This window comes from Nocardioides sp. ChNu-99 (assembly GCF_029493445.1).
Taxonomy (GTDB): Bacteria; Actinomycetota; Actinomycetes; order Propionibacteriales; family Nocardioidaceae; genus Nocardioides.
Window position 1 is genome coordinate 1 of the sequence record NZ_JAHWBL010000040.1, and the last position, 23,529, is coordinate 23,529.

Here is a 23,529-nt window from a genome sequence, read left to right on the forward strand (position 1 = left end):
CCCCCCCCCCCCCCGCCCCGCCGGCCCGCCCCCGGAACCGGGCGCAGGACCAGCGGGGCGTGGTGACGGCGGAAGCGGTCATGGTGCTTCCCGTGCTGGTGCTCGTCACCCTCGCGCTGAGCTGGCTCGTCGGTCTGGGGGTCACCCAGGTGCGGGTGGTCGACGCGGCCCGTGAGACGGCGCGGGCGGCGGCGCGCGACGACGACCCGGCGGCCAGCCTCGCCGCCGGCCGGCGGGTGGCGCCCGACGGCGCGTCGGTGTCGGTGGCGTCGCAGGGTGACGAGGTCGTGGCGACCGTCCGCGTCGACACGGGCGGGCCGCCGCTGCTGGGCTGGGTCCCCGGCGTGCAGCTGTCGGCGACCGCCGTCGCCGCGAGGGAGGAGCGGTGAGGACCGCGACCCCGCGGGTGCGGGGTCGGGCCGCCCGCGGGCGGGACGAGGGTGGCTTCGCGACGGTGGCGGCGCTGGGCATGGTCATGGTGCTCGCGACGGTCGCGCTGGCCGTGGCGGTGGGCGCCGCTCTCGTGGTCGACCACCGGCGCGCGCAGGCGGCTGCGGACCTCGCGGCGCTCGCCGGCGCGACGGCGCTGGGGGGCACGGGCGACGCCTGCGGGGCCGCGGCGAGCACCGCGGAGGCGAACGCCGCCCGCCTGGCCTCGTGCGAGGTGATCGGGCGCGACGTCCGCGTCGAGGTGGTGGTCGAGCACGACTCGCTGGCGGGCCGCGTGGCCGAGCTGCGCGGCACGGCCCGCGCCGGCCCGGCTCAGGCCACGGGTGCGTGACGCAGGAGGGCGTCGAGCAGGCGCCCGGCCGCCTCCTTGTCGAGCGGCTGGTTCTGGTTGCCGCACTTCGGCGACTGCACGCACGACGGGCAGCCCGCCGGGCACTCGCAGCCCGCGATCGCCTCGCGGGTGGCGCGCAGCCAGGCGGGCGCGGCGGCGTACCCGCGCTCGGCGAAGCCCGCCCCGCCCGGGTGCCCGTCGTACACGAAGACGGTCAGCGTGCCCGTGTCCGGGTGCAGCACGGTCGAGACGCCGCCGATGTCCCAGCGGTCGCAGGTCGCGAAGAGCGGCAGCAGCCCGATGGAGCAGTGCTCCGCCGCGTGCGCCGCGCCCGGCAGGTCGATCGCGTCGATGCCCGTCTCCTCCAGCACGGCGGCCGGCACCGTCCACCAGACCGCGCTCGTGCGCAGCGACCGGGTGGGCAGGTCGAGGGGCTGCTCGCCCATCACCTCTCCACCGGGTTCCCGGCGGCGCAGGAACGAGACGACCTGGTGGTTGACCTCCACGGTGCCCAGCGCGAGGCGGCAGCCGCCCCAGTCGGTCGACTCCGACGTGGCGACGACCTGGATGTCGGTGACCTCCCGCGCCGAGGTCGAGTACGGCGGGTCCGCCCGCCGCATCACCGCGACGTGCTCGTCCAGGTCGAGGGACTCCACCAACCAGGTCTCGCCGAGGTGCAGGTAGACGGCGCCCTCGTGGGCCTCCCCGTGGGCGCGGGCGGCGTCCACCGTGCCGACCACGCGGCCCGTCTCCGCCTCGACCAGCTGCACCGCCCGGCCCCCGGTCGAGCGGAGGTCGGCCAGCTCGCTGGCACGGCGGCGGTCGGTCCAGAACCAGCCGTGCGGACGGCGCCGCAGCAGCCCGGCCTCCACCAGCTGCTCCACGATGCCGGCAGCGGTGGCGCCGAAGAGCGGCAGGTCCTCGGGGGTCAGCGGCAGCTCGGCCGCCGCGGCGCACAGGTGGGGCGCGAGCACGTACGGGTTGCCCGGGTCGAAGACCGTGGCCTCGACGGGCGCGGAGAACAGCGCCTCGGGGTGCGTCACCAGGTAGGTGTCCAGGGGGTCGTCGCGCGCCACCAGCACGCCGAGGGCGTCCTGCCCCGCGCGACCGGCCCGGCCCACCTGCTGCCACAGGGCCGCGCGGGTGCCCGGGAAGCCCGTGACGAGCACCGCGTCGAGCCCCGCCACGTCGATGCCCAGCTCGAGCGCGTTGGTCGCGGCGAGCGCCAGCAGCTCGCCCGAGCGCAGCGCGTGCTCGATCGCCCGCCGCTCCTCGGGGAGGTAGCCACCCCGGTACGACGTGACCCGCCCCGCGAGCGACGGGTCGACCTCGGCCAGGTGGTCGCGGGTCGAGCGCGCGACCTGCTCGGCCCCGCGGCGCGAGCGCACGAAGGCCAGCGAGCGCACCCCGTCGACGACGAGGTCGGCCAGCAGGTCGGCCGCCTCCGTGGTCGCGGCGCGGCGGACGGGCGCCCCGTTCTCGCCGGCGAAGGACGTGAGCGCCGGCTGCCACAGCGCGACGGCGACCTCGCCGCGAGGCGAGCCGTCGCGGGTGACGGCCTCGACCTCGAGACCGGTGAGGCGACCGGCCGTCCCCGCCGGGTCGGCCGCGGTGGCCGAGGCGAGCACGAACGTGGGGGACGCGCCGTACCGGGCCGCCACCCGCCGCAGCCGTCGCAGCACCTGGGCCACGTGCGCGCCGAAGACGCCCCGGTAGTGGTGGCACTCGTCGACGACCACGTAGCGCAGCGAGCGCCAGAACGTCGCCCACCGGGCGTGGTCGGGCAGCATCGAGTGGTGCAGCATGTCGGGGTTGGTCAGCACGTACTCCGCGTGGTCCCGCGTCCAGTCCCGCAGCTCGGGGGGACTGTCCCCGTCGTGCGTCGTCACCCGCACACCGGTCCCCAGCGCCTCGAGCCCGGCCCGCTGGTCGGCGGCCAGCGCCTTGGTGGGGGACACGTAGAGCGTGGTCGCGTCCCGCCGGCCCCGGCTGTTGCGCGCCTCGAGCGCCGCCGTCAGGGCCGGGAGCGCGTAGGCGAGCGACTTGCCCGACGCCGTCCCGGTCGCCACGACGACGTGACGCCCGGCGTGGGCCGCGTCGGCCGCGTGCACCTGGTGGCCCCACGGCAGCCGCAGGCCGTTCCGCTCGTACGCCGCCCGCACGTCCGCGTGCACCCACGCCGGCCAGGCGGCGGTGGTGGCCTCCCGGGCCGGCACCACCTCCACGTGCCGCAGCCGCTCGAGCCGGTCGGCCGTCGCCGCGAGGCGGGCCAGGCGCGGCGGCAGCGTGCCCGTGGGGCAGGGGTGGGTGGTGGTCACGGATCGAGTGTCGCAAGGACCACCGACATCCAGGTCCCGCGGGCGGGACGGCGGGGCGGGCTCGGCTCCGCGCACGGCCGTCGGTCGCGTTTCGGGTCTGCCTGCGGGCGGGGGCCCCGACATGGTTTGATAGCCCAGGCACTGTTCGGGGGACTGTGCCCCTGACGAGCCGAGAGCACGCCCCGTGCCTGAGGAGACGACGTGGATCTGACTCTTGCGACCAGCGAGAACGATGGCAAGACCATCGTCGCCGTGGGTGGCGAGATCGACGTCTACACGGCCCCCCGGCTGCGCGACCGCATCACCGAGCTGGTGGCGGCGGGCGCCTACGACCTGGTGATCGACATGGAGGCCGTCGAGTTCCTCGACTCCACCGGTCTCGGCGTCCTGGTCGGCGGCCTCAAGAAGGTCCGCGCCCACAACGGCTCCCTGCAGCTCATCTGCAGCCAGGACCGCCTCCTCAAGATCTTCCGGATCACGGGCCTGGCGAAGGTGTTCGTCATCCACGGGTCCCTCGCGGCGGCGCTCTCGCCCGCCGACGCCTCCTGACGCCGACGGGCCACGCCGCACCCCCCGGCCGGACTAGACCTCCGGGTCCGTTCGGGCCGTTCTGTGCGGCCGCCGGTTTCCGGTCACCACCCCTGGGGCACTCTGGACCGGTGCGCGTGCGGTGGTGGAGGTGAGCGGGATGAACGACCAGTTCGACGTCACGCTCGAGGACTCCGTGCTGCTGACGGAGGTCGAGCTCACCACCAACCTCATGGTCGCGGCCAGCCAGTCCGAGGGCAGCCTGTCCCCCGAGGAGATCGACCGGATCCTCGGCGTGGACGTCCCGGACGCCTGAGCGACCACCGCCCCGGATACCCCCACGGGGTATGCTGGCCCCATGACGTCCCCCAGCCCGGCCGGTGCGGTCGACCCCGTCGAGCCCCCCGTCGAGCCCGGTGAGGACGAAGTGCGCGACGGGCACCACCAGCACGGGTACATCGGCCACAAGGACGAGGTCCTGCGCCGGCTGCGCCGCATCGAGGGCCAGGCCCGCGGCCTGCAGCGCATGGTCGAGGACGAGAAGTACTGCATCGACATCCTCACCCAGGTCTCGGCCATGACCCGCGCCCTCCACGTCGTCTCCGTGACCCTCGTCGGGGACCACCTGTCGCACTGCGTCGTCGACGCGGCGCGGGCGGGCGGCGACGAGGCCGACGCCAAGATCCAGGAGGCGGTCGACGCCATCGGCCGCCTCGTCCGCTGACCCACCCCGCACCCCACCTCGGAGGAAGCCATGAGCACCACGACCTACACCGTCACCGGCATGACCTGCGGCCACTGCGTCGCGTCCGTCCGCGAGGAGGTCGGCGAGATCCCCGGCGTGCAGGACGTGCAGGTCGACCTCGAGTCCGGCCGCGTCACCGTCACCAGCGAGTCCGAGGTCGACCGCGAGGCCGTCGCGGCCGCGGTCGACGAGGCGGGCTACGCCCTGGCCTGACCGGCCCGGGCCCCGTGTGAGACTGGGCCCATGAGTGCCGGGGCCGCCCGTGGAGCCGAAGGTCCTGCCGACCCCCGAGCCACCCCCGTGGTCCGTGCCGCCGGTGCGGTGGTCACCCGGCCGGGCCGCGAGGTCCTCCTGGTCCACCGCCCGCGGTACGACGACTGGTCCTTCCCCAAGGGCAAGGTCGACCCCGGCGAGCACGTGGCCGCCACCGCGGTCCGCGAGGTCGCGGAGGAGACGGGCCTCGCCGTGCGGCTCGGGGTGCCGCTGACCCGCCAGCGCTACGAGGTCGCCGCCCGGGCCGGGTCCCGCGGCAAGACCGTGGACTACTGGTCCGCCCGGGTCGTGGGCGCCGACGACGTCGCGGGCTACCGCCGGGGGGACGAGATCGACGAGGTCGTGTGGCTGCCGTTCGCCGAGGCCGCCGACCGGCTCACCTACCCGCACGACCGCCGTACCCTCGCCGAGGCGGTGGAGCTGCCCCGCCGTACCGGCGCCCTCGTCGTGCTCCGCCACGGCGACGCCCGCCCACGCTCGTCGTGGGACGCGCCCGACCCGCTGCGGCCGCTCGTCGACCGGGGCCACGAGCAGGCGCGGGCGTGGGTGCCGGTCCTGGGGGCCTACGGCGTCGACGAGGTCGTCAGCTCGCCCAGCGCCCGGTGCGTGCAGACGGTGCAGCCCTACCTCGACGCGGCCGGGCTCGAGCCCGACCTGCAGGCCTGCCTGAGCGAGGAGGGGGCCGACGCCGGCTCCGTACGCCGTCTCGTCACCGCCCTGCTCGAGGGACGCCGCCGCGTCGTGCTCTGCACGCACCGCCCGGTGCTCCCGCTCGTGTACGACGCGCTCGCCGCCCGCGCCCGGCCGGGCGTGGTCACGCGCCCGGGGGAGCAGCTCGCGAAGGGGGCGGCGATCGTCGCGCACCACCACCGAGGCGCGGTCGTGGCCACGGAGACCGTCGCGCCTGCCGTCGCGGGCCGCGGCGACCGACGAGCCCCTGCGTGACGCACGTCATGTCCGTCAAGCCCTACTGGCCGGTGTTCACCTGATGGTCGCCCTGCGCCCGCCGCGTCGTCCCGGTCTGGGTCGGCAGCGTTCACTGCTCGTTCACTGACGCCGACAGATCCGTACACCCGACCTCCTTAGGTTCCCTGCGTCAGTTCATCCGAAACTTCAGGAGACACGAAGTGAAGCGCAGTTCTTACAGCCGGTACCTCGTGCCCGGCGTGGCCGTCCTGGCCCTCACGCTCTCGGCTTGCGGCGCCGGCAACGAGGACGACGGCAACGCCCCCGACGTCGAGGGTGCCGAGGAGCTGTCCGGCACCCTGAACGGCGCCGGTGCCTCCACGCAGGAGGCCGTGATGGGCGTGTGGCGCGGCAACTTCCAGAACGCTGCCTCCGACGTCACGGTCAACTACGACCCCGCCGGCTCCGGCGCGGGCCGCGAGCAGTTCATCGCGGGCGGCGTGCAGTTCGCCGGCTCGGACGCGTACCTCGACGAGGAGGAGCTGACGGCCGCCACCGAGCGCTGCAACGGCACCACCCCGATCGAGATCCCGTCGTACGTCGCGCCGATCGCGGTCGCGTACAACCTCCCGGGCGTCGAGGACCTGCAGCTGTCCGGCGAGACGGTCGCGCAGATCTTCAACAACCAGATCACGAACTGGAACGACCCGGCCATCGCCGCGGACAACCCGGACGCGACGCTGCCCGACCTGACGATCAACCCGGTCTTCCGCGGTGACGCCTCGGGCACGACCGAGAACTTCACCACCTACCTCGACGCCACCACGTCGTGGCCGCACGGCCCGGTCGAGGACTGGCCGGCCACCGGCGAGGCCGCCACCGGCACGTCGGGCGTCATCGAGGTCGTCACCGGCACCGAGGGCTCCATCGGCTACGCCGACGGCTCGCAGGTGGAGGAGGCCGGTCTCTCGGCCGCCGCCATCGGCGTCGGCGAGGAGTTCGTGGCCCCGACCCCCGAGGCCGCCGGTCAGATCCTGACCGCGTCCACCCCCGTCCCGGGTCGCGACGCCGAGGTCGACCTCGCGGTCGACATCGACTACACGACGCAGGAGTCGGGCACCTACCCGATCGTGCTCGCGTCGTACCTGATCGCCTGCCAGTCCTACGAGGACTCGAACGAGGCCGAGCTGGTCAAGGGCTTCCTCGAGTACATCCTCTCGCCGGAGGGCCAGGAGTCCGGCACGCAGGACGCCGGCGCGGCTCCGCTGCCCGACGAGCTCCGGGAGAAGGCGGCCGCGGCCGTCGAGAAGATCTCCTGATCAACCGCACATGACCGACCGCTCGGCGGCACGTCCCCACGGGGGCGTGCCGCCGAACGGCGGTGTGCACGAAGAGAAAGTGTGAGGCAGCGTGCCCTCTACCGACACCGTGAAGGCGCCCCCGCCGGATCGTGAGCCGGCCGTCAAGAAGCGCTCCACCGAGCGCCCTGGCGACCGCATCTTCCGCGGCACCGCCGTCGGAGCGGCGACGGTCATCCTGGTCGCGCTCGCCGGCGTCGCGATCTTCCTGACCGTCGAGGGCCTCCCCGGCCTCACCGCCGAGCCCGACGCCATGAGCGGGCAGGCGAGCTTCGCCGGCTACGCCCTGCGCCTGGTCTACGGCACGCTGCTGGCGGCCGTCATCGCGCTCGTCGTCGCCACGCCGCTCTCGATCGGCATGGCCCTGGTCATCTCCCACTACGCGCCGCGCCGCCTGGCCACCCCGCTCGGCTACGTCGTCGACCTCCTCGCCGCCGTGCCCAGCGTCGTCTACGGCCTCTGGGGCATCCTGTTCCTCGGCCCGCGCATGGGCGACCTCTTCCGCTGGCTCGAGGAGAACCTCGGCTTCATCCCGCTCTTCGCGGGCCCGGCCGCCGGCAGCGGCCGCACCATCTTCACCGCCGGCCTCGTGCTGGCGATCATGGTGCTGCCGATCATCACCGCCATCTGCCGCGAGATCTTCGCGCAGACCCCGAAGCTGCACGAGGAGGCCGCCCTCGCGCTCGGCGCGACGCGCTGGGAGATGGTGCGGATGGCCGTCTTCCCGTACGCCCGCTCGGGCATGGTGTCGGCCACGATGCTGGGCCTCGGCCGCGCGCTCGGCGAGACCATGGCCGTCGCGATGGTGCTGGCCGCCTCGGGCACCGGGTTCGTGACGCTCAACCTGATCTCGACGCAGAACCCCAACACCATCGCCGCCAACATCGCGCGTGAGTTCCCCGAGGCGACCGGCACCTCGGTCAACGTGCTCATCGCGAGCGGCCTGGTCCTCTTCGTCATCACCTTCGCCGTGAACTTCGCGGCGCGCGCCATCGTGGCCCGGAGCGGGAAGAAGATGAACCGATGACCACCCTCGAGAAGAACCCCACGCCCGTGCGGGAGGACATGCCCCTGTCCGGGCCCCGCCTGCCGGCCTACGCGCCGCTGCTCGCGGTCGTGGCCGCCATCGCCGTCGGCGGTGCGCTGGCGCTCGTGCTCGGCGCCGGCGTCGTGGCCGCCGCGTTCCTCGCCATCGTGGCCTTCGTGGTGCTGCTCCCGCTGTGGTCCCGCATCGTCGAGGGCAAGCGCAGCGCCGTCGACCGCCTGGTCGCCGCCCTCGTGTGGGTGGCGCTGCTGGCGGCGATCGTGCCGCTGGTCTCCCTCATCTGGACGGTCGTCAGCAAGGGGGCCCCGGCCCTCTCGGCGGACTTCTTCACCTACTCGATGCGCAGCGTCTTCGGCGACGCGCAGGGCGGCATCTACCACGCCCTCATCGGCACGGTCCTGGTCACGATCGCGGCGACCATCATCTCCGTGCCCATCGGCATCTTCACGGCGATCTACCTCGTCGAGTACGGCACGGGCAGTCGCCTCGCCCGGTCCATCACGTTCCTGGTGGACGTCATGACGGGCATCCCCTCGATCGTCGCCGGCCTGTTCGCCTACGCGCTCTTCGTGCTGTTCTTCGGCCCCGGCGTGCGCATGGGCTTCGGTGGCTCGGTGGCCCTGTCGTTGCTGATGATCCCGGTCGTGGTGCGCTCCACCGAGGAGATGCTCAAGCTGGTTCCCGGCGAGCTGCGGGAGGCGGCGTACGCTCTGGGTGTGCCCAAGTGGCGGACCATCACCAAGGTGGTGCTGCCGACCGCCATGAGCGGCATCGTGACCGGTGTGACGCTGGCGATCGCGCGGGTCATCGGCGAGACGGCCCCGCTGCTCATCATCGCCGGCAAGACCGACTCGGTGAACTTCAACCTGTTCGACGAGCGCATGGCGACGCTGCCGGTGTTCATCTACTACAGCTACACGCAGCCGGGTCTGCCGGCGTCCGCCGGTCACGAGCGGGCCTGGGGCGCGGCCCTCGTGCTCATCGCGATCGTCATGATCCTCAACGTGCTCGCCCGCGTGATCGGCAAGGCGTTCGCACCCAAGACCGGCCGCTGAGCCGAGAGAAGGAAAGCACTCCCCATGGCCAAGAGCATCGACGTCTCCGACCTCGACATCTACTACGGCGACTTCCTCGCCGTGCAGGGCGTCAACATGACGATCCGGGCGCGCAGCGTGACCGCCTTCATCGGTCCCTCGGGCTGCGGCAAGTCGACGTACCTCCGCTCGCTCAACCGCATGCACGAGGTCATCCCCGGCGCGCGCGTCGAGGGGAAGATCGTGGTCGACGGGCAGGACCTCTACGGCAACGGTGTCGACCCCGTCGCCGTGCGCCGCCAGATCGGCATGGTCTTCCAGCGGCCGAACCCGTTCCCGACGATGTCGATCTACGACAACGTGCTGGCCGGCAACCGCCTCAACGCCAAGAAGATGAAGAAGTCCGAGGCGGACACCATCGTCGAGCGCTCCCTGAAGGGCGCGAACCTGTGGGGCGAGGTCAAGGACCGTCTCGGCAAGCCCGGCATGGGCCTGTCGGGTGGTCAGCAGCAGCGCCTGTGCATCGCCCGGGCGATCGCGGTCGAGCCCGAGGTGCTCCTGATGGACGAGCCGTGCTCCGCGCTCGACCCCATCTCGACCTCCGCGATCGAGGACCTCATCCACGAGCTGAAGTCGCAGTACACGATCGTCATCGTCACCCACAACATGCAGCAGGCGGCCCGCGTCTCCGACGAGACCGGCTTCTTCAACCTCAAGGGCGCCGGCCAGCCCGGCCACCTGGTCGAGTTCAACCCGACCGAGAAGGTCTTCGCGAACCCGGACAACGAGGCCACCGAGGCCTACATCTCCGGCCGCTTCGGCTGAGCCGCCGCCCCCGGGGCCATCCCGGGGCCGCCACCGACGCAGGGCCCGCAGCAGGTACGCCGTACCCGCCGCGGGCCCTGCGCCGTCCCGTGGGGCCTCGGGTCGTCCCCGGGGTCTTGCCACGTCCCGCGGCCCTGCCCGGACGTCATGCGTCGGGTGGGTCGGAGCGCTCGGGGCGTATGACGTCCCGCGGCTCGCCGGCCAGACGAGTGAGGCGACCTGGCCGACCCGGTCGTCGTCCGACGAGCCGTCTTCCGTCCCCAGGTGGCCGCGCCGGACCCGCCGTCCCCAGGCGCCGCCTCCCACCATCCTGCGGAGGGTGCGGGCCGGGAGCCTGGTCGGGTGGTGGACGGAGGGACGAGACCGGCGGACGGACGCGAACGCCGACGGCGCGCGCGGGCACAGGTCGTCGCCCTGGCGGGGGAGCAGGGCGGCGTCGTGTCGCGACGCCAGGCGTACGCCGCGGGCGTGACCAGGTGGCAGGTGCGCGCCGAGATCGCCGGGGGCAGGTGGCGTCGCCTGAGGTCGCAGAGCATCGTGGTCCACAACGGACCGCTGGACCGGGACGGCGCGCTGTGGAGCGCGGTGCTGGAGGCGGGCCCCCGGGCGCACCTCGACGGCGCTGCGGCTCTCGAGGTCGCGGGACTCCGCCGGTGGTCGGAGGAGGCGATCCGGGTGTCGGTCCCGCGGGGTGCCCGGGTACGGCGGGGACCCGGTCTCGACGTGCGCCAGACACGTCGCTACTCGGCCGAGGACGTGGTGGGCCCGGGCGTGCCCCGGGCTCGGCCGGCCGTCGCCGCCGTCCGGGCCGCACTCTGGGCGCGATCGGACCGCCAGGCGACGCTGCTGCTCACCATGACGGTGCAGCAGGGAGTCGCGACCGTGGCCGAGCTGGGCGCTGAGCTGCTCCGCATCCGTCGCGACCGGCGTCGTGCGCTGGTGCAGGAGGTGCTGCAAGAGCTGCTCGGCGGCGCGGAGTCCCTGGGCGAGATCGACGTCGCCCGTGAGTGCCGTCGTCGGGGGCTGCCGGAGCCGACGCGGCAGGCGGTGCGCCGCGGCCGCGGCGGTTCCTACTACCTCGACGTCTGGTGGGAGCAGTACGGCGTCGTCCTCGAGGTCGACGGGCTCCACCACGCCTGGGCGGAGAACCTCGTGGCCGACGCGATCCGCCAGAACGAGGTGGTGCTGGCGGGCGCGGACCTCGTCCTGCGGCTCCCGGTCCTCGGCCTGAGGGTCGCCCCCGACGCGTTCTTCGAGCAGGTGGAGCGCGCGCTCCGCGCACGTGGCTGGGAACGCGACGAGACCCTCCTCGCCGGCTGACCCGCCGCACGTCATGCGCAGTGAGCGTCCTGGCCTGGCATCCGGATGACGTCCCCGGGCAGTCTGGCGGCGGCCCCCGGCGGAGCGCCAGGCCCTCATACGACGCGCCGAGACGTCATGCGAGAAGAGCCCTTCGGCCTCGGATCGGTATGACGTCCCGGGGGCTGGGCGGGGGCGCGGTACGGCGCGGGGCCGGGCGCTACGAGCCGGGGTGGCTCAGGGTGCGACCTCGAAGACGACGTGGGCGATGCCGTAGCCGGCGGCGCCGACGAGGCCGGCCATGGGGAACGTCAGGATCCAGGCCATGATGATCGACTTCGCGACGCCCCAGCGCACGGCGGAGAAGCGCTTGGTGGCGCCGGCGCCCATGACGGCGGAGGTGATGGTGTGCGTCGTCGAGATGGGCGCCTCGAAGGCGAACGCGGTCGTGTAGAGCACGCCGGCCGCCACCGTCTCCGACGCGAAGCCGCGGGGCGGGTCGAGGTCGATGATGCGCCGCCCGAGGGTGCGCATGATGCGCCAGCCGCCGGCGTACGTGCCCAGCGAGATCGCGGCGGCGGCCGAGAAGATGACCCACAGGGGGAGGCCGTCGGACTGGGCGTAGAACCCGCCGGTGACGAGCGCCAGGAAGATGACGCCCATCGTCTTCTGTGCGTCCTGCAGGCCGTGGCCCAGCGCCATCGCGGCGGCGGACAGCGTCTGCGCGACGCGGAACCCGCGGTTGGTCCGCCCGGGGTTGCTGCGCCGGAAGATCCACATGATCGCGACCATCAGCACGAACGCCGCGGCGAAGCCGAACAGCGGCGAGGCGATCATCGGGATGACGACCTTCTGCACGATGACGTCCCACTTCACCGTCGCGCCGCCCGCGAGCGCGGCGCCCACGAGGCCGCCGATGAGGGCGTGGGAGGACGACGAGGGCAGGCCGAAGTACCAGGTGATCAGGTTCCAGGCGATGGCGCCGAGCAGCCCGGCGAGCACGATCACCAGGCCGTGGACCGCGGCCGAGGTCGTCTCCGGGTCGGGGATCGTGATGACCGACGCGACGGTGTTCGCGATCTCCTGGCCCAGGAAGGCGCCGACGAAGTTCATGACCGCCGCCATGGCGAGGGCGATGCGCGGGGTGAGGGCCCGCGTCGAGACGGACGTCGCGATCGCGTTCGCCGCGTCGTGGAACCCGTTCGTGTAGTCGAACGTGAGGGCGACGACGACCACCACGACGACGATGGTGAGCTCCACCGCTCAGGACTCCTTGACGGCGATCGTCTCCACCCGGTTGGCCACGGTCTCGAAGGCGTCGATGGCGCGCTCGAGCGCCTCGACGATGTCCTTGAGCTTCAGCACCTCGATGGTCTTGTAGGACCCGCTGAAGAGGTTGGCCAGGGTGCGGCGGTGGTTCTTGTCGCCGGCGTTCTCCAGCCGGTTGATCTCGATCCAGTACTCCGAGAGGTCCTTCATCGTCCGCAGCCGCGGCATCGCCTCGGCGGTGACCTCGGCGCAGCGCTGGAGCACGTCGACCTGCTGGCTCAGCTCGGGGGGCAGCGCCTTCACCTCGTAGAGCAGGATCAGGTCGACCGCCTCGTCCATCTCGTCCATCACGTCGTCGAGACCGGAGGCGAGGCCGTAGATGTCCTCGCGGTCGAACGGCGTCACGAACGTCGAGTTCACCTGCCGCACGATCGCGTGGGTCGTCTCGTCGGCCGCGTGCTCGGCGTCGCGCATGCGGCGCGCGACGTCCTCGCGGTCGGCGCCGTCGGCGAGCATCTCGGCCAGCAGGCCGGCGCCGACGACGAGGTGCTGGGCCGACTGTGAGAAGAGGTCGTAGAACGACCCCTCGACAGGGCGGAAGCGAAAAGCCACGGGATTCTCCTGCAGGACGGAACCAGGCCGCCTCATGCTAGGGCTTCGTCACTTGCCGGACACAAACCCGGGGCCCCGTGACGTCCCCGACGCCCGCTCCGGTCCGGACCACCCCCGGTCGGGTACGGCGGACCGCACCCGCCGCGGTCAGCCGCGGCGCTGGCGGCGCTGCTGCTCGATGAGCGTCTCCTGGAGGTGACGCTCCCCGCGGTGCCGGGTCCACGAGCCGTCGGACTCGAGGTGCCAGGCGTCGGTGGCGTCGTCGAACGCGAGGTCGAGCAGCGCGGCGACCTTCGCCCCCTGCGCCTCGGGCAGCCGCACCATGACCTCGACGCGGCGGTCGAGGTTGCGGTGCATCATGTCGGCCGAGCCGATCCAGGCGGTAGGGGAGCCGCCGCCGGCGAACCACGCGACGCGGCTGTGCTCCAGGAAGCGACCGAGCACGGAACGGACGTGGATGGACTCCGACAGCCCGGGCACGCCGGGGCGCAGCGCGGAGATCCCGCGCACCAGGAGCTCGATGCTCACGCCGGCCTGCGAGGCGAGGTAGAGCGCGTCGATGATCGCCTCGTCGACGACCGAGTTGGCCTTGATGCGGATGTGCGCCGGACGCCCCGCCTCGTGGTGGGCGATCTCGGCGTGGATGGCGTCGACGAGCCCGGTGCGGACCCCGTCCGGGGCGACGAGCAGCTCGTCGTACGACGCGTTGCGGGAGAAGCCGGACAGGTTGTTGAACAGGTGGGCGACGTCCTCGCCGATGCGGGGGTCGGCGGTGAGCAGGCCGAGGTCCTCGTAGAGGCGGGCGGTCTTCGGGTTGTAGTTGCCCGTGCCGATGTGGGTGTAGCGGCGGATGCCGTCGGGCTCGTCGCGCACCACCAGCGAGAGCTTGCAGTGCGTCTTGAGGCCGACCAGGCCGTAGACGACGTGGCAGCCCGCGTGCTCCAGCTTGCGGGCCCAGCGGATGTTGTTGGTCTCGTCGAAGCGCGCCTTGATCTCGACGATCACCAGCACCTGCTTGCCGGCCTCGGCGGCGTCGACGAGGGCGTCGATGATCGGCGAGTCGCCCGAGGTGCGGTAGAGCGTCTGCTTGATCGCCAGCACGTGCGGGTCGGCGGCCGCCTGCTCGAGGAAGCGCTGCACCGAGGTGGCGAACGAGTCGTAGGGGTGGTGCAGCAGCACGTCGTGGCGGCGCACCGCCTTGAACACGTCGACGGGCGAGCTCGACTCGACCTCCGCGAGCAGCGGGTGGGTCGAGGGCACGAACGCGCGGTACTTCAGGTCCTCGCGGTCGAGGTCGGCGATGTCGTTGAGACCGCGCAGGTCGAGCGGGCCCGAGAGCCGGAAGACCTCCTCGTCGCGCACGCCGAGCTCGGAGGTCAGCAGCTCCAGCACCTTCGGGTCGATGGACTCCTCGACCTCCAGGCGTACGGCGGGCCCGAACCGACGCCGCAGCAGCTCCTTCTCGAGCGCCTGGAGGAGGTTCTCGGCGTCGTCCTCCTCGACCTCCAGGTCCTCGTTGCGGGTGACGCGGAAGGTGTGGACGCCCAGCACCTCCATGCCGGGGAACAGCCGCTTGAGGTGCTCGCGGATGACGTCCTCGAGCGGCACGAAGCGCTGGTTGCCCACCGCGACGAAGCGGTCGAAGATCGGCGGCACCTTGACGCGGGCGAACTGCTCCTTGCCCGTCTTCGGGTTGCGCACCAGCACGGCCAGGTTGAGCGAGAGACCCGAGATGTAGGGGAACGGGTGGGCCGGGTCGACGGCGAGCGGGGTCAGCACCGGGAAGACGCGGTCGCGGAAGAGGCGCTTGCAGTGCTTCTGCTCGTCGCGGTCGAGGTCCTCCCAACGCACGAGCTGGATGCCCTCCAGCTCGAGCGCGGGCACGATCTCGTCGCGGAACACGCGCGCGTGGCGGTCCATCAGCTCACGGGTCGTCGACCAGATCTCGCGCAGCACCTCGCGCGGCAGCAGGCCGGAGGCCGCGCGGACGGCGACGCCCGCCGCGATCCGGCGCTTGAGGCCGGCCACGCGCACCATGAAGAACTCGTCGAGGTTGCTCGCGAAGATGGCGAGGAAGCGGGTGCGCTCCAGCAGGGGGAGCGTGGGGTCCTCGGCCAGCTCGAGCACGCGCTGGTTGAACTTCAGCCACGACACCTCGCGGTCCAGGAACCGGTCGCCGTGCTTCTCCACCGCGGCCAGCGCCTCCGGGTCGGGCACGTACGGCGGGTCGACGTCGAAGATGTCGCCGCCGGCCGCCTGGAGGGCGGACTCCGGGGGCCCGTCGTCCAGCGAGCCCGAGACGTGAGCGGCGAGGATGGACGGGTCGGTGCTCATGCGCGCCATCCTCCCACCCGACGGTGAACGAGCGGTGACCGTGCGCATCCCGCGGATCCGCTGGCGCGGGGCGAACCGATCGGTAACCTGACGCTCGTGCCTGCCGACACCTCCCCGACGCACGCAGCGACCCGCCTCAAGCGCGCCTCCCTGCGCGGCCTGCTCGCCCTGCCCGAGCCGGTCAAGCGCCGGCTGGCGGGCGCCCCCGTCGACCTCGACGGGCTGCGCCTCGACCTCGACACCCAGCTCGTGCTGCGCCTCGCGCAGCTCACCCGCGAGCCCGTCATCGAGACGCTGCCCGTCGCGAAGGCGCGGCGGGCGCTGCTCGCCCAGTCGGTGCTGGCGGGCGGCGAGCAGCCGATCGGCGACGCGCTCTCGTGCCGGGTGGCCGGTCTGCCCGGCCGCCTCTACGTGCCCCGCGGCCGGCTCGTGCAGGACGGCGGGGGCGGCGACCCGCTGCTGGTCTTCCTCCACGGCGGCGGCTGGTTGTACGGCGACCTCGACAGCCACGACGCGCTGTGCCGGTTCCTCGCCGAGCAGGCCGGCGTCCGGGTGCTGTCGGTGGCCTACCGGCTCGCGCCGGAGCACCCGTTCCCCGCCGCGTACGACGACGCGGTCGCGGCGTACCGCTGGGTCGTCGAGAACGCCGGCTGGCTCGGCGCCGACGTGGACCGCATCGCGGTGGGCGGCGACTCGGCGGGCGGCAACCTCGCCGCGACCGTGGCGATCGAGGCGGCCCGCGAGGGACTGCCGCTGGCGTTCCAGCTGCTCATCTACCCCGCGACCGACATGACGCGCTCGAGCGAGAGCCACCGGCTCTTCGCCCGCGGCTTCTTCCTCACCGCCGAGTTCATGGACGGCGTCGCGGAGGGCTACCTCCCCGAGGTCCACGACCGCGTCGACCCCACGGCCTCGCCGCTGTTCGCCGAGCTGCCCGAGGGGCTGGCCCCGGCGTACCTGTGCACGGCCGGCTTCGACCCCCTGCGCGACGAGGGCGAGGCCTACGCCCGCAAGCTCGAGGCCGCGGGCGTCCCCGTCGTCCAGCGCCGCTTCGACGGCCTCATCCACGGCTTCGCCAACTGGGTCGCGCTCGGCGCCGCCAACCACGCCGCGCTCGTCGAGGTCGCGGCCGCCCTGCGCGCCGGGCTCGGCGTCGACGCCGACGGCGCCCACGGCGGCACCGAGCCGGCGGGCGGCACCGCGGCGGCGGGTACGGCGGGGGGCTGAGCGTGGGCCGGGTGAGCGGCGGCCGGGGGAGCGGGCTGCCCTGGCGCCGCATCGGCGCCGGGCTGGTCGTGGCGGGCGTCGCGACGGGCGTCGTGGCCCACGAGACGACCCGTGTCGAGGCCAGCGCCAACGGGGTGGCCACCGTCTTCATCGGCGACTCCATCACCGAGGCCGACACTGCGGGGGCCACGGACCTGCCGGGGCCGCGGTCGTGGACCCGGTACGTCGTGACCGACGACCGCACGCCGTGGCGCTACGTGGCCAACGCCGCCGTCGCCGGGGAGACGCTCGGCGAGATGGCGGACCGCTTCGAGCGCGACGTGCTGGCCCGCGGCCCGGAGGCCGTCGTGATCATGGGCGGCACCAACGACGTGCGCCTCGGGCTGGCGGTCGAGGACTCGCTCGACGCGCTGCGCTCCATGGTCGACGCGGCGCGCGGGGCCGGCGCGGAGGTGTGGATCGTCTCGCCCCCGCCGCTCGACCTGCCCCGCTGGGGCGACGTCGGTCCGTTGATCGAGGCCGAGCGCGCTCTGGCCGAGCAGCTCGACGTGCCGTTCGTCGAGGTGGTGCCCGAGGTCGGGGACGGCGACGACCGGTGGGCGTCGCCCGGCCTCACGACCGACGGGGCCCACCCGACCGAGCGGGGCGCCGAGGCCATCGCGGCGGCCGTGCTGGCCCAGGTCGGCTGAGCGACCCGCCGGCGGGCCGGGCCCGGCGGCTCAGCCCCGCGCGTACTGCACGTGGCTCGCGGCGACCGTGAAGCCCAGGCCCGCGTAGACCGCGCGCGCCGGGTGGTTGTCGCCCTCGACGTACAGCTCGACGACGCGGGGGTGCTGCGCCTCGAGGTGGTGCAGACCGGCCAGCGTCAGCAGCTTGCCCAGGCCGCGGCCCTGCGCCTGCGGCGCGACGCCGACGACGTAGACCTCGCCGACCGGGCCCGTGTCGTCCCCGCTGCCGTCGCCGCTGTCGTCGCCCGGGGTGGTCTTGGTCCAGTGGAACCCCAGCATCGCGCCGGTGGCGGTGTCCTCGGCGACGAGCAGGCCTGCCGGGTCGAACCAGTCCTGGGCCATCCGCTCGGCGAGGTCGCGCTCGTCCATCGCGCCCTGCTCCGGGTGGCGGGCGAAGGCCGCTGCGTTGACCGCCAGGAGGTCGGCCGCGTCGTCGGGGCGGTACGAGCGGATCGTGACGTCGGCGCGCGACGGCAGGGCGGGCAGGCCACCGGGCTCGCGCTCCATCACCAGCAGCTCGCGCACGCGGTCGAAGCCGAGGCGTTCCGCGAGGTGGGCCGCCCGCGGGCTGTCCACGTGGGACCAGGCGACCACGCGGGCGTCGTCGGCGAGCCCGTCGAGGGACGTCCGCGCCAGGGCGGCACCCACGCCGTACCCCTGGTCGTCGGGGGTCACGGCGAGGGTCAGGTCGTGCTCGGCGCCGGTGCGCCGCAGGAGCGCGAACCCGACGGGGCGGGGGCCGCCGGCGGGCCGGGGCTCCTCGGCCAGCCACAGCCGGGCGTCCTGGAGCCCGCGGTGCTCGAGGTGGCGGCGACCGGCCTCGTCGAGCGCCGGGGCTCCGAGGGTGCGGGCGACGCCGCCGTCCACGGCGTCGAGCGCCGCCCGGGTGGACTCGTCGAGCGTGACCGGCTCGCGGAGCACGACCGGCCCGGTGCGTCCCTGCAGGTGGTCCGTCCCCTCGTGCGCCATGGCCCCGACCCTACGGCCGCGACGCAGCACGGCCCCGGGCGGACCCGGGGCCGTGCTGAGGTGTCGCTGGGTGCTGCTGCTCCGCGGGAACGCTCAGGCGTCGACGCCGGCGTCGGCCGCGACCGTCGTCTCGGACCGGTCCTTCGACGGCAGCACGAAGCGGTAGCCGACGTTGCGCACGGTGCCGATGAGCGTCTCGTGCTCGGGGCCGAGCTTGGCGCGCAGGCGACGCACGTGCACGTCGACGGTGCGGGTGCCGCCGAAGTAGTCGTAGCCCCACACCTCCTGCAGCAGCTGCTGGCGGCTGAACACGCGGCCCGGGTGCTGGGCCAGGAACTTCAGGAGCTCGAACTCCTTGAAGGTCAGGTCGAGCGGGCGGCCCCCGAGCTTCGCCGTGTACGTCGCGTCGTCGACCACGACCTCGCCGCTGCGGATGACGTGCGACTCGGGGTCGTCCGCCTGCCGCTGGGCGTTGAGGCGACCGATCGCGAGGCGGATGCGGGCCTCGAGCTCGGCGGGACCGCAGGTGTGGAGGACGACGTCGTCCATGCCCCAGTCGGCGGCCACGACGGCCAGGCCGCCCTCGGTGACGACGAGCAGGACGGGGACGTCGGCCCCGGTGGTGCGGATGAGGCGGCAGAGGTCACGCGCGTGGGCGAGCTCCTGGCGGCCGTCGACGAGGACCAGGTCCGCGTCGGGGGCCTCGAGGAGCGCGCTTCCCTCGGCTGGGAGGATCTTGACGCTGTGGCCGAGCAGGGCCAGGCCGGGCAGCACCTCGACCGAGGGCTGCAGGGCACTGGTGAGGAGCAGAAGAGCGCTCATGGTGGTCTCCTCCCGAAGGGGTGGGGACCGAAACACGTCGTTGAGTCTCGGCCTGCACAAGTGAACGGGAGAATACAGAAACATGGTCGACACGCCACCGGCATCACCGCGAAGTGAGACGCAGGTCATCGAGGCCCGTTACTGGGCGGCAGCGAAACAGGCCGCCGGGGTGGAGGCCGACCAGGTGCCCGTCGAGGGCGCCGTCACCCTCGCCGACCTGCAGCAACGCGTGCTCGGGCTGCACCCCGGCGCGCGCCTCGGCGACGTGCTCGCCGTCTGCTCCGTGCTCGTCGACGACCGCCCCGTCAGCTCGGAGGACCCGGGCGACGTCGTGGTGAGCCCGGGCTCGGTCGTGCAGTTCCTCCCGCCCTTCGCCGGGGGCTGAGCCCCGGGCCGGCGGCGTGGTGGGGCTCAGCCGTTCACGAGGCCGAGCAACCGCAGGGCGGAGCGCACGTCGTCGACGTCGACCACCTTCATGCCGTCGACCGTCCACGACTCCGGCGAGCGTCCGCCGGACTTGCGGTGCGGCACCACGGCGAGGCGGAAGCCGAGCCGGGCGGCCTCGGAGAGGCGCTGGTCGAGGTCGCGCACGCGCCGCAGCTCGCCCGCGAGGCCGATCTCGCCCATGGCGACGACCCCGAGCGGGGCGGCCTTCCCCTGGCTGGCCGAGGCCAGCGCGACGGCGAGCGCCAGGTCGCTCGCCGGCTCGTGCAGCCGCGCCCCGCCGACGGTGGAGGCGAAGACGTCCATCTGGTGCAGCCGGATGCCGCAGTGCTGCGCCAGGACGGCCAGCACCATGGCCACCCGGGAGCCGTCGAGGCCCGCCGTCGTGCGGCGGGGACGCTCCGCCGGGGTCGGCGTGACCAGCGCCTGCACCTCGGCGAGCAGGGGGCGTCGCCCCTCCAGCGTCACGGCCACGCAGGTGCCCGGCACCTGGCGCTCGTGGTGCTCGACGAAGAGACCCGTCGGGTCCGACACCGCTGTGATGCCGTCGCTGCCCAGCTCGAAGCAGCCCACCTCGTCGACCGGGCCGAACCGGTTCTTCATCGCCCGCACCATGCGCAGCCGCGAGTCGCGGTCGCCCTCGAAGTGCAGCACGACGTCCACCAGGTGCTCGAGCACGCGGGGGCCCGCGATCGAGCCGTCCTTCGTCACGTGGCCCACGAGCACCGTCGTGATGCCGCGCGTCTTCGCCATGCGGATGAGCGCCGCCGCGACCTCCTTGACCTGGGTGACGCCGCCGGGGACGCCGTCGACGCCCGGGGCGCTGATCGTCTGCACGGAGTCGACCACCAGCAGGGCCGGCTGCACGGCGTCCACGTGCCCGAGCACGGCGCCCAGGTCGGTCTCGGCGGCCAGGTAGAGCTCGTCGGTGATGCTGTGCGTGCGGTCGGCCCGCAGGCGCACCTGCGAGGCCGACTCCTCGCCGGAGACGTAGAGCGTGCGCGTGCGGCGGCGGGCCGTCTGGGCCGCCACCTCGAGCAGCAGGGTCGACTTGCCGACCCCGGGCTCGCCCGCCAGGAGGAGGGCGGCGCCGGGCACGAGGCCGCCGCCGAGCACGCGGTCGAGCTCCGGCACCCCGCTCGTGCGGAAGGTGGCCGTGTCCGTGCGGACCTGGCCGATGGGCACCGCGGGTGCGGTGACGGGGCCGGCGGCCGCAGCCGCGGACGCCGTCGACGACGCCACCTCGACGACGGTGCCCCAGGCCTGGCACTCACCGCAGCGCCCCACCCACTTCGCGGTCTCCCAGCCGCACTCGCTGCACCGGTGGACCGGGCGGGAGCGGGCGGGACGGGAGGCGGGTCGGCTCATGGACGGCACCGTAGAGGAGCCCGCCGACAGTGCGGGTCGACGTACCCGTGCGAGGTGTTGACGGCCCTCCCCGCGCCGCCCGATGATGCTCGACGCACAGCTTGGATCGATCAAGGGAGACGGATGGGCCGCGACCCCCACCGGGCGGCGGACGGCCCGTCGGGTCCGCCGACCCTGGCCGACGTGGCCGCGCTCGCCGGGGTCTCGCGCCAGACGGTCTCCAACGCGCTCAACAACCCGGCCCTGCTGCGCGCCGACACCCTCGAGCGGGTGCGCGACGCCGTCGACACCCTGGGCTACACGCCCAACCGGGCCGCGCGGAACCTGCGCACCAAGGCGTCGCGGCTCATCGGCCTGCGGCTCACGCCCTTCGCCGAGGAGACGGCCAACGCCACGGTCGACCGGTTCGTGCACTCGCTCGTGCAGGCGTCGCGGGAGGCCGGCTACCACGTGCTCCTCTTCGACGGCGACGACCCGAGCGACCCGGCGTCGGGGTACGACGAGCTCGTGCGCTCCACCGCGGTCGACGCGTTCGTCGTCACCGACACGTTCAAGGGCAACCCGCAGGCCTCCTACCTCGAGGACAGCCGCGTGCCGTTCGTTGCCTTCGGGCGCCCGTGGACCCCGGCGGCGCTGCACCCGTGGGTCGACGTCGACGGTGCGGCCGGCACCGCGGAGGCCACGGCGCACCTGCTCGCCCGCGGCCACCGCCGCGTCGCCTGGATCGGCTGGCGCAAGGAGTCCCCGATCGGCGAGGACCGGCGGGCCGGCTGGTCCCGCACCCTGCGCGGGCACGGGTTGTCGACGAGCGGCCTGGCCTCCCGGGTGGAGGACACGGTGCGCAGCGGCCACGAGGCAGCCGGCGTGCTGCTCGACGAGGCGGCGCCCACCGCGTTCGTCTGCGCCTCCGACACGCTGGCGACGGGGGTGCTGCGCCAGCTGCACGAGCGCGGCCTCGTCGCCGGGCGCGACGTCGCCGTGGTCGGCTTCGACGACTCCCCGGTGGCCCAGCTGCTGCCCGGCGGGCTGACGTCCGTGCGCCAGCCGCTGGAGGAGGTCGCGGTGCAGGTCGTCGACCGGCTCGGCAAGCTGCTCGGCCACCGCGAGACGTTCGGCAGCGGCACGCTGCTCGCGCCGCACCTCGTGGTGCGCGGCTCCAGCTGAGCGGCCCGGACCGGGCGGCTCTCAGAAGCGGCGCCACCACAGGTTGACGGCGTAGTCGACGCTCGTGCCCGCGTGCTCGGCGAGCACCGCGTCGGCGGTCGCGGGGTCGAGCTCGATCCGCACGACGGCCTCGAGGTCCTCCCGGCGGTCGAACTCCCACGTCATGTCGAGCGGCTCCCGGCGGAAGCCCTGCGCCGCCCAGAAGCGCTCCTGCACGTGCGGCGGGTCCACCTGGGGGTAGCCGCGCCGGAACCACGCCCCGAAGGTCGAGCGGGACGCGTCGTTGTCGATGACGAAGGCCGTGCCGCCCCGGCGCACCACCCGGGCCAGCTCGCGCAGGCCCGGCTCGCAGCCCGGGCCGAAGAAGTACGCCCAGCGGGCCTGCACCACGTCGACCGACGCGTCGGGCAGCGGCACGGCCTGGGCGGTGCCCACGTGCACCTCGACGGTGGGGTGGGAGCGGGTACGGCGCCGCGCCAGCGCCGCGAGGGCCGGGTGCGGCTCCACGCCGACCACCCGGGCGGCCCCGGCGCCCGAGGCGTCGCCGTCGGCCCAGCGGGGGAGGTGGAAACCGGTGCCGCAGCCGAGGTCGAGGAAGGTGCGGCCCGACCAGTCGGCGATGCCGCGCGAGGCCCGCTCGATCACGCCCGCACGGTCGACGGCGCGGTTCTCCAGCTCGTAGGTCGCCGTGTGCTCCCAGATGTTGGGGCTCGGGACGGTGCCGCGCGGGGCACCCGGGGGCAGCTTCGCCACGGTCGGGCCTCGGGAGCCGGAGCGGGGATCAGATGCGGACGATGCCGTCCGGGGTGCGGACCTGCACCGCCAGGACGCCGGGGGTGCCGTGCGGCGCCACCCACTCGACGGTGATGTCCTCCAGCGGCTCCTCGACGGGCTCGCCCAGCCACTCGCTCACGCGGTGCGGGTCGCCCGCGATCTCGAGGCACTCGAGCGAGTACGACGGGTCCGCGCCGGCCCCGGGGTGCAGCTCGCGCGGCGACTCCCAGTGCACGAAGAAGGGCAGCTGCGGGTCGGCGATGAGCCCGTTGACGCCCAGCTGCTGCCACACCAGCTCGGTGCCGTCGGGGCGGTGCCGGCTGCCCTTGACCGCGGACCGGCCGAGGCGGCGTTCGACGCGCGAGAGGTCGCCGACGGCGACCACCCAGCCGAGCCAGCCGCCGCCGAGGGCGGAGCGGGCGCGCACGGCCTGGCCGAACGGCGCCTTGTCCGAGGCGGGGTGGTCGAGGACCTCGACGATCTCGATGTAGGTGTCGCCGGCGAGACCGAGGGTCATGTTGCGGGTGCCGAAGCGGGGGTGCACCCCGCCGTCGACGAACTCGCGTCCGATCAGCCCGCCGATGCGCTCGGCGGTGGCCGCCAGTCCGTCGGGTCCGGCGGCGTACGAGAGGTGGTCCAGGCGCATGGCCCGATTCTGTGGGTACCGCTCGGCCCCGCCGCACGCGGGGGGCGGGTCTCTCGACGT

25 protein-coding genes are annotated in these 23,529 nt (G+C 73.9%); 16 read left to right on the forward strand and 9 right to left on the reverse strand.

Annotated features, from left to right (window positions below; genetic code table 11):
- Positions 1 to 62 precede the first annotated feature (62 nt).
- Positions 63 to 389: a TadE family type IV pilus minor pilin gene (locus KK617_RS13185; protein WP_277500560.1), complete on the forward strand. Its 327-nt coding sequence runs from the start codon at positions 63 to 65 to the stop codon at positions 387 to 389.
- On the forward strand, positions 386 to 781 hold the full coding sequence (locus KK617_RS13190; RefSeq protein WP_277500509.1) for an Rv3654c family TadE-like protein: 396 nt from the start codon (positions 386 to 388) through the stop codon (positions 779 to 781). Before KK617_RS13185 ends, KK617_RS13190 begins: the two co-directional genes overlap by 4 nt.
- Here the strand turns inward: KK617_RS13190 and KK617_RS13195 are convergent.
- Positions 763 to 3,099: a DEAD/DEAH box helicase gene (locus KK617_RS13195; protein WP_277500511.1), complete on the reverse strand. Its 2,337-nt coding sequence runs from the start codon at positions 3,097 to 3,099 to the stop codon at positions 763 to 765. The two genes, KK617_RS13190 and KK617_RS13195, sit on opposite strands and share 19 nt — an antisense overlap.
- Positions 3,100 to 3,300: 201 nt before the next feature.
- On the opposite strand from KK617_RS13195, the gene KK617_RS13200 reads away from it, so the two are divergent.
- From KK617_RS13200 to KK617_RS13245, 10 genes are all read left to right on the forward strand, one after another.
- A complete protein-coding gene (locus KK617_RS13200) occupies positions 3,301 to 3,648 on the forward strand; it encodes an STAS domain-containing protein (protein WP_277500512.1) in 348 nt (115 codons plus the stop codon).
- Positions 3,649 to 3,787: 139 nt separating this feature from the next.
- Positions 3,788 to 3,943, forward strand: a complete 156-nt coding sequence (locus KK617_RS13205; RefSeq protein WP_277500513.1) for a hypothetical protein — start codon at positions 3,788 to 3,790, stop codon at positions 3,941 to 3,943.
- Positions 3,944 to 3,985: 42 nt separating this feature from the next.
- Complete coding sequence (locus KK617_RS13210) at positions 3,986 to 4,351, forward strand: metal-sensitive transcriptional regulator (RefSeq protein ID WP_277500514.1); 366 nt, start codon at positions 3,986 to 3,988, stop codon at positions 4,349 to 4,351.
- Positions 4,352 to 4,381: 30 nt separating this feature from the next.
- A complete protein-coding gene (locus tag KK617_RS13215; RefSeq protein ID WP_277500515.1) occupies positions 4,382 to 4,585 on the forward strand; it encodes a heavy-metal-associated domain-containing protein in 204 nt (67 codons plus the stop codon).
- A 30-nt stretch (positions 4,586 to 4,615) separates the two neighbouring features.
- Positions 4,616 to 5,590 carry an NUDIX hydrolase gene (locus KK617_RS13220; RefSeq protein ID WP_277500516.1) on the forward strand — a complete coding sequence of 325 codons (975 nt, stop codon included), beginning with the start codon at positions 4,616 to 4,618 and terminating at the stop codon, positions 5,588 to 5,590.
- Positions 5,591 to 5,772: 182 nt separating this feature from the next.
- Positions 5,773 to 6,870 carry a phosphate ABC transporter substrate-binding protein PstS gene (gene pstS, locus KK617_RS13225; protein WP_277500517.1) on the forward strand — a complete coding sequence of 366 codons (1,098 nt, stop codon included), beginning with the start codon at positions 5,773 to 5,775 and terminating at the stop codon, positions 6,868 to 6,870.
- A gap of 91 nt (positions 6,871 to 6,961) precedes the next feature.
- A complete protein-coding gene (gene pstC, locus KK617_RS13230) occupies positions 6,962 to 7,936 on the forward strand; it encodes a phosphate ABC transporter permease subunit PstC (RefSeq protein WP_277500518.1) in 975 nt (324 codons plus the stop codon).
- The gene (pstA, locus tag KK617_RS13235) at positions 7,933 to 9,009 is read left to right on the forward strand and encodes a phosphate ABC transporter permease PstA (protein WP_277500520.1); all 1,077 of its coding nucleotides are present in this window, start codon (positions 7,933 to 7,935) and stop codon (positions 9,007 to 9,009) included. Before pstC ends, pstA begins: the two co-directional genes overlap by 4 nt.
- A gap of 24 nt (positions 9,010 to 9,033) precedes the next feature.
- Entirely contained in the window at positions 9,034 to 9,813 is a 780-nt protein-coding gene (gene pstB, locus KK617_RS13240) for a phosphate ABC transporter ATP-binding protein PstB (protein WP_277500525.1), read from the forward strand.
- Between the two features lie 468 nt (positions 9,814 to 10,281).
- Positions 10,282 to 11,133, forward strand: coding sequence for a hypothetical protein (locus KK617_RS13245; RefSeq protein WP_277500526.1), 852 nt, complete (start codon positions 10,282 to 10,284; stop codon positions 11,131 to 11,133).
- Positions 11,134 to 11,349: 216 nt separating this feature from the next.
- Here KK617_RS13245 and KK617_RS13250 read toward each other — a convergent pair whose 3' ends face one another.
- The 3 genes from KK617_RS13250 to KK617_RS13260 all read right to left on the reverse strand — a co-directional run bounded on the left by KK617_RS13250 (position 11,350) and on the right by KK617_RS13260 (position 15,327).
- Positions 11,350 to 12,372 carry an inorganic phosphate transporter gene (locus KK617_RS13250; RefSeq protein WP_277500527.1) on the reverse strand — a complete coding sequence of 341 codons (1,023 nt, stop codon included), beginning with the start codon at positions 12,370 to 12,372 and terminating at the stop codon, positions 11,350 to 11,352.
- A gap of 3 nt (positions 12,373 to 12,375) precedes the next feature.
- Positions 12,376 to 12,993, reverse strand: a complete 618-nt coding sequence (locus KK617_RS13255) for a DUF47 family protein (protein ID WP_277500529.1) — start codon at positions 12,991 to 12,993, stop codon at positions 12,376 to 12,378.
- A gap of 147 nt (positions 12,994 to 13,140) precedes the next feature.
- The gene (locus KK617_RS13260) at positions 13,141 to 15,327 is read right to left on the reverse strand and encodes an RNA degradosome polyphosphate kinase (RefSeq protein WP_277500530.1); all 2,187 of its coding nucleotides are present in this window, start codon (positions 15,325 to 15,327) and stop codon (positions 13,141 to 13,143) included.
- 96 nt (positions 15,328 to 15,423) lie between these two features.
- Between KK617_RS13260 and KK617_RS13265 the strand changes: the two genes are divergently transcribed.
- Both KK617_RS13265 and KK617_RS13270 read left to right on the forward strand, forming a co-directional pair.
- Positions 15,424 to 16,554 (forward strand): alpha/beta hydrolase, encoded by a 1,131-nt coding sequence (locus KK617_RS13265; RefSeq protein WP_277500531.1) that lies wholly within the window; start codon positions 15,424 to 15,426, stop codon positions 16,552 to 16,554.
- Between the two features lie 11 nt (positions 16,555 to 16,565).
- Complete coding sequence (locus tag KK617_RS13270; RefSeq protein ID WP_277500532.1) at positions 16,566 to 17,243, forward strand: GDSL-type esterase/lipase family protein; 678 nt, start codon at positions 16,566 to 16,568, stop codon at positions 17,241 to 17,243.
- A 30-nt stretch (positions 17,244 to 17,273) separates the two neighbouring features.
- Here KK617_RS13270 and mshD read toward each other — a convergent pair whose 3' ends face one another.
- Both mshD and KK617_RS13280 read right to left on the reverse strand, forming a co-directional pair.
- A complete protein-coding gene (gene mshD, locus KK617_RS13275) occupies positions 17,274 to 18,251 on the reverse strand; it encodes a mycothiol synthase (protein WP_277500534.1) in 978 nt (325 codons plus the stop codon).
- A gap of 93 nt (positions 18,252 to 18,344) precedes the next feature.
- Entirely contained in the window at positions 18,345 to 19,073 is a 729-nt protein-coding gene (locus KK617_RS13280; RefSeq protein ID WP_277500535.1) for a response regulator transcription factor, read from the reverse strand.
- A gap of 82 nt (positions 19,074 to 19,155) precedes the next feature.
- Between KK617_RS13280 and KK617_RS13285 the strand changes: the two genes are divergently transcribed.
- Positions 19,156 to 19,458 (forward strand): MoaD/ThiS family protein, encoded by a 303-nt coding sequence (locus KK617_RS13285; protein WP_277500536.1) that lies wholly within the window; start codon positions 19,156 to 19,158, stop codon positions 19,456 to 19,458.
- A gap of 26 nt (positions 19,459 to 19,484) precedes the next feature.
- On the opposite strand, the gene radA is transcribed toward KK617_RS13285, so the two are convergent.
- Complete coding sequence (radA, locus tag KK617_RS13290; protein ID WP_277500537.1) at positions 19,485 to 20,885, reverse strand: DNA repair protein RadA; 1,401 nt, start codon at positions 20,883 to 20,885, stop codon at positions 19,485 to 19,487.
- A 123-nt stretch (positions 20,886 to 21,008) separates the two neighbouring features.
- Between radA and KK617_RS13295 the strand changes: the two genes are divergently transcribed.
- Positions 21,009 to 22,049: a LacI family DNA-binding transcriptional regulator gene (locus KK617_RS13295; protein WP_277500538.1), complete on the forward strand. Its 1,041-nt coding sequence runs from the start codon at positions 21,009 to 21,011 to the stop codon at positions 22,047 to 22,049.
- A 21-nt stretch (positions 22,050 to 22,070) separates the two neighbouring features.
- Here the strand turns inward: KK617_RS13295 and KK617_RS13300 are convergent, their stop codons facing one another.
- Both KK617_RS13300 and KK617_RS13305 read right to left on the reverse strand, forming a co-directional pair.
- Positions 22,071 to 22,802 carry a class I SAM-dependent methyltransferase gene (locus tag KK617_RS13300; protein ID WP_277500539.1) on the reverse strand — a complete coding sequence of 244 codons (732 nt, stop codon included), beginning with the start codon at positions 22,800 to 22,802 and terminating at the stop codon, positions 22,071 to 22,073.
- 28 nt (positions 22,803 to 22,830) lie between these two features.
- Positions 22,831 to 23,469 carry a VOC family protein gene (locus KK617_RS13305; RefSeq protein ID WP_277500540.1) on the reverse strand — a complete coding sequence of 213 codons (639 nt, stop codon included), beginning with the start codon at positions 23,467 to 23,469 and terminating at the stop codon, positions 22,831 to 22,833.
- Between the last annotated feature and the right edge of the window lie 60 nt (positions 23,470 to 23,529).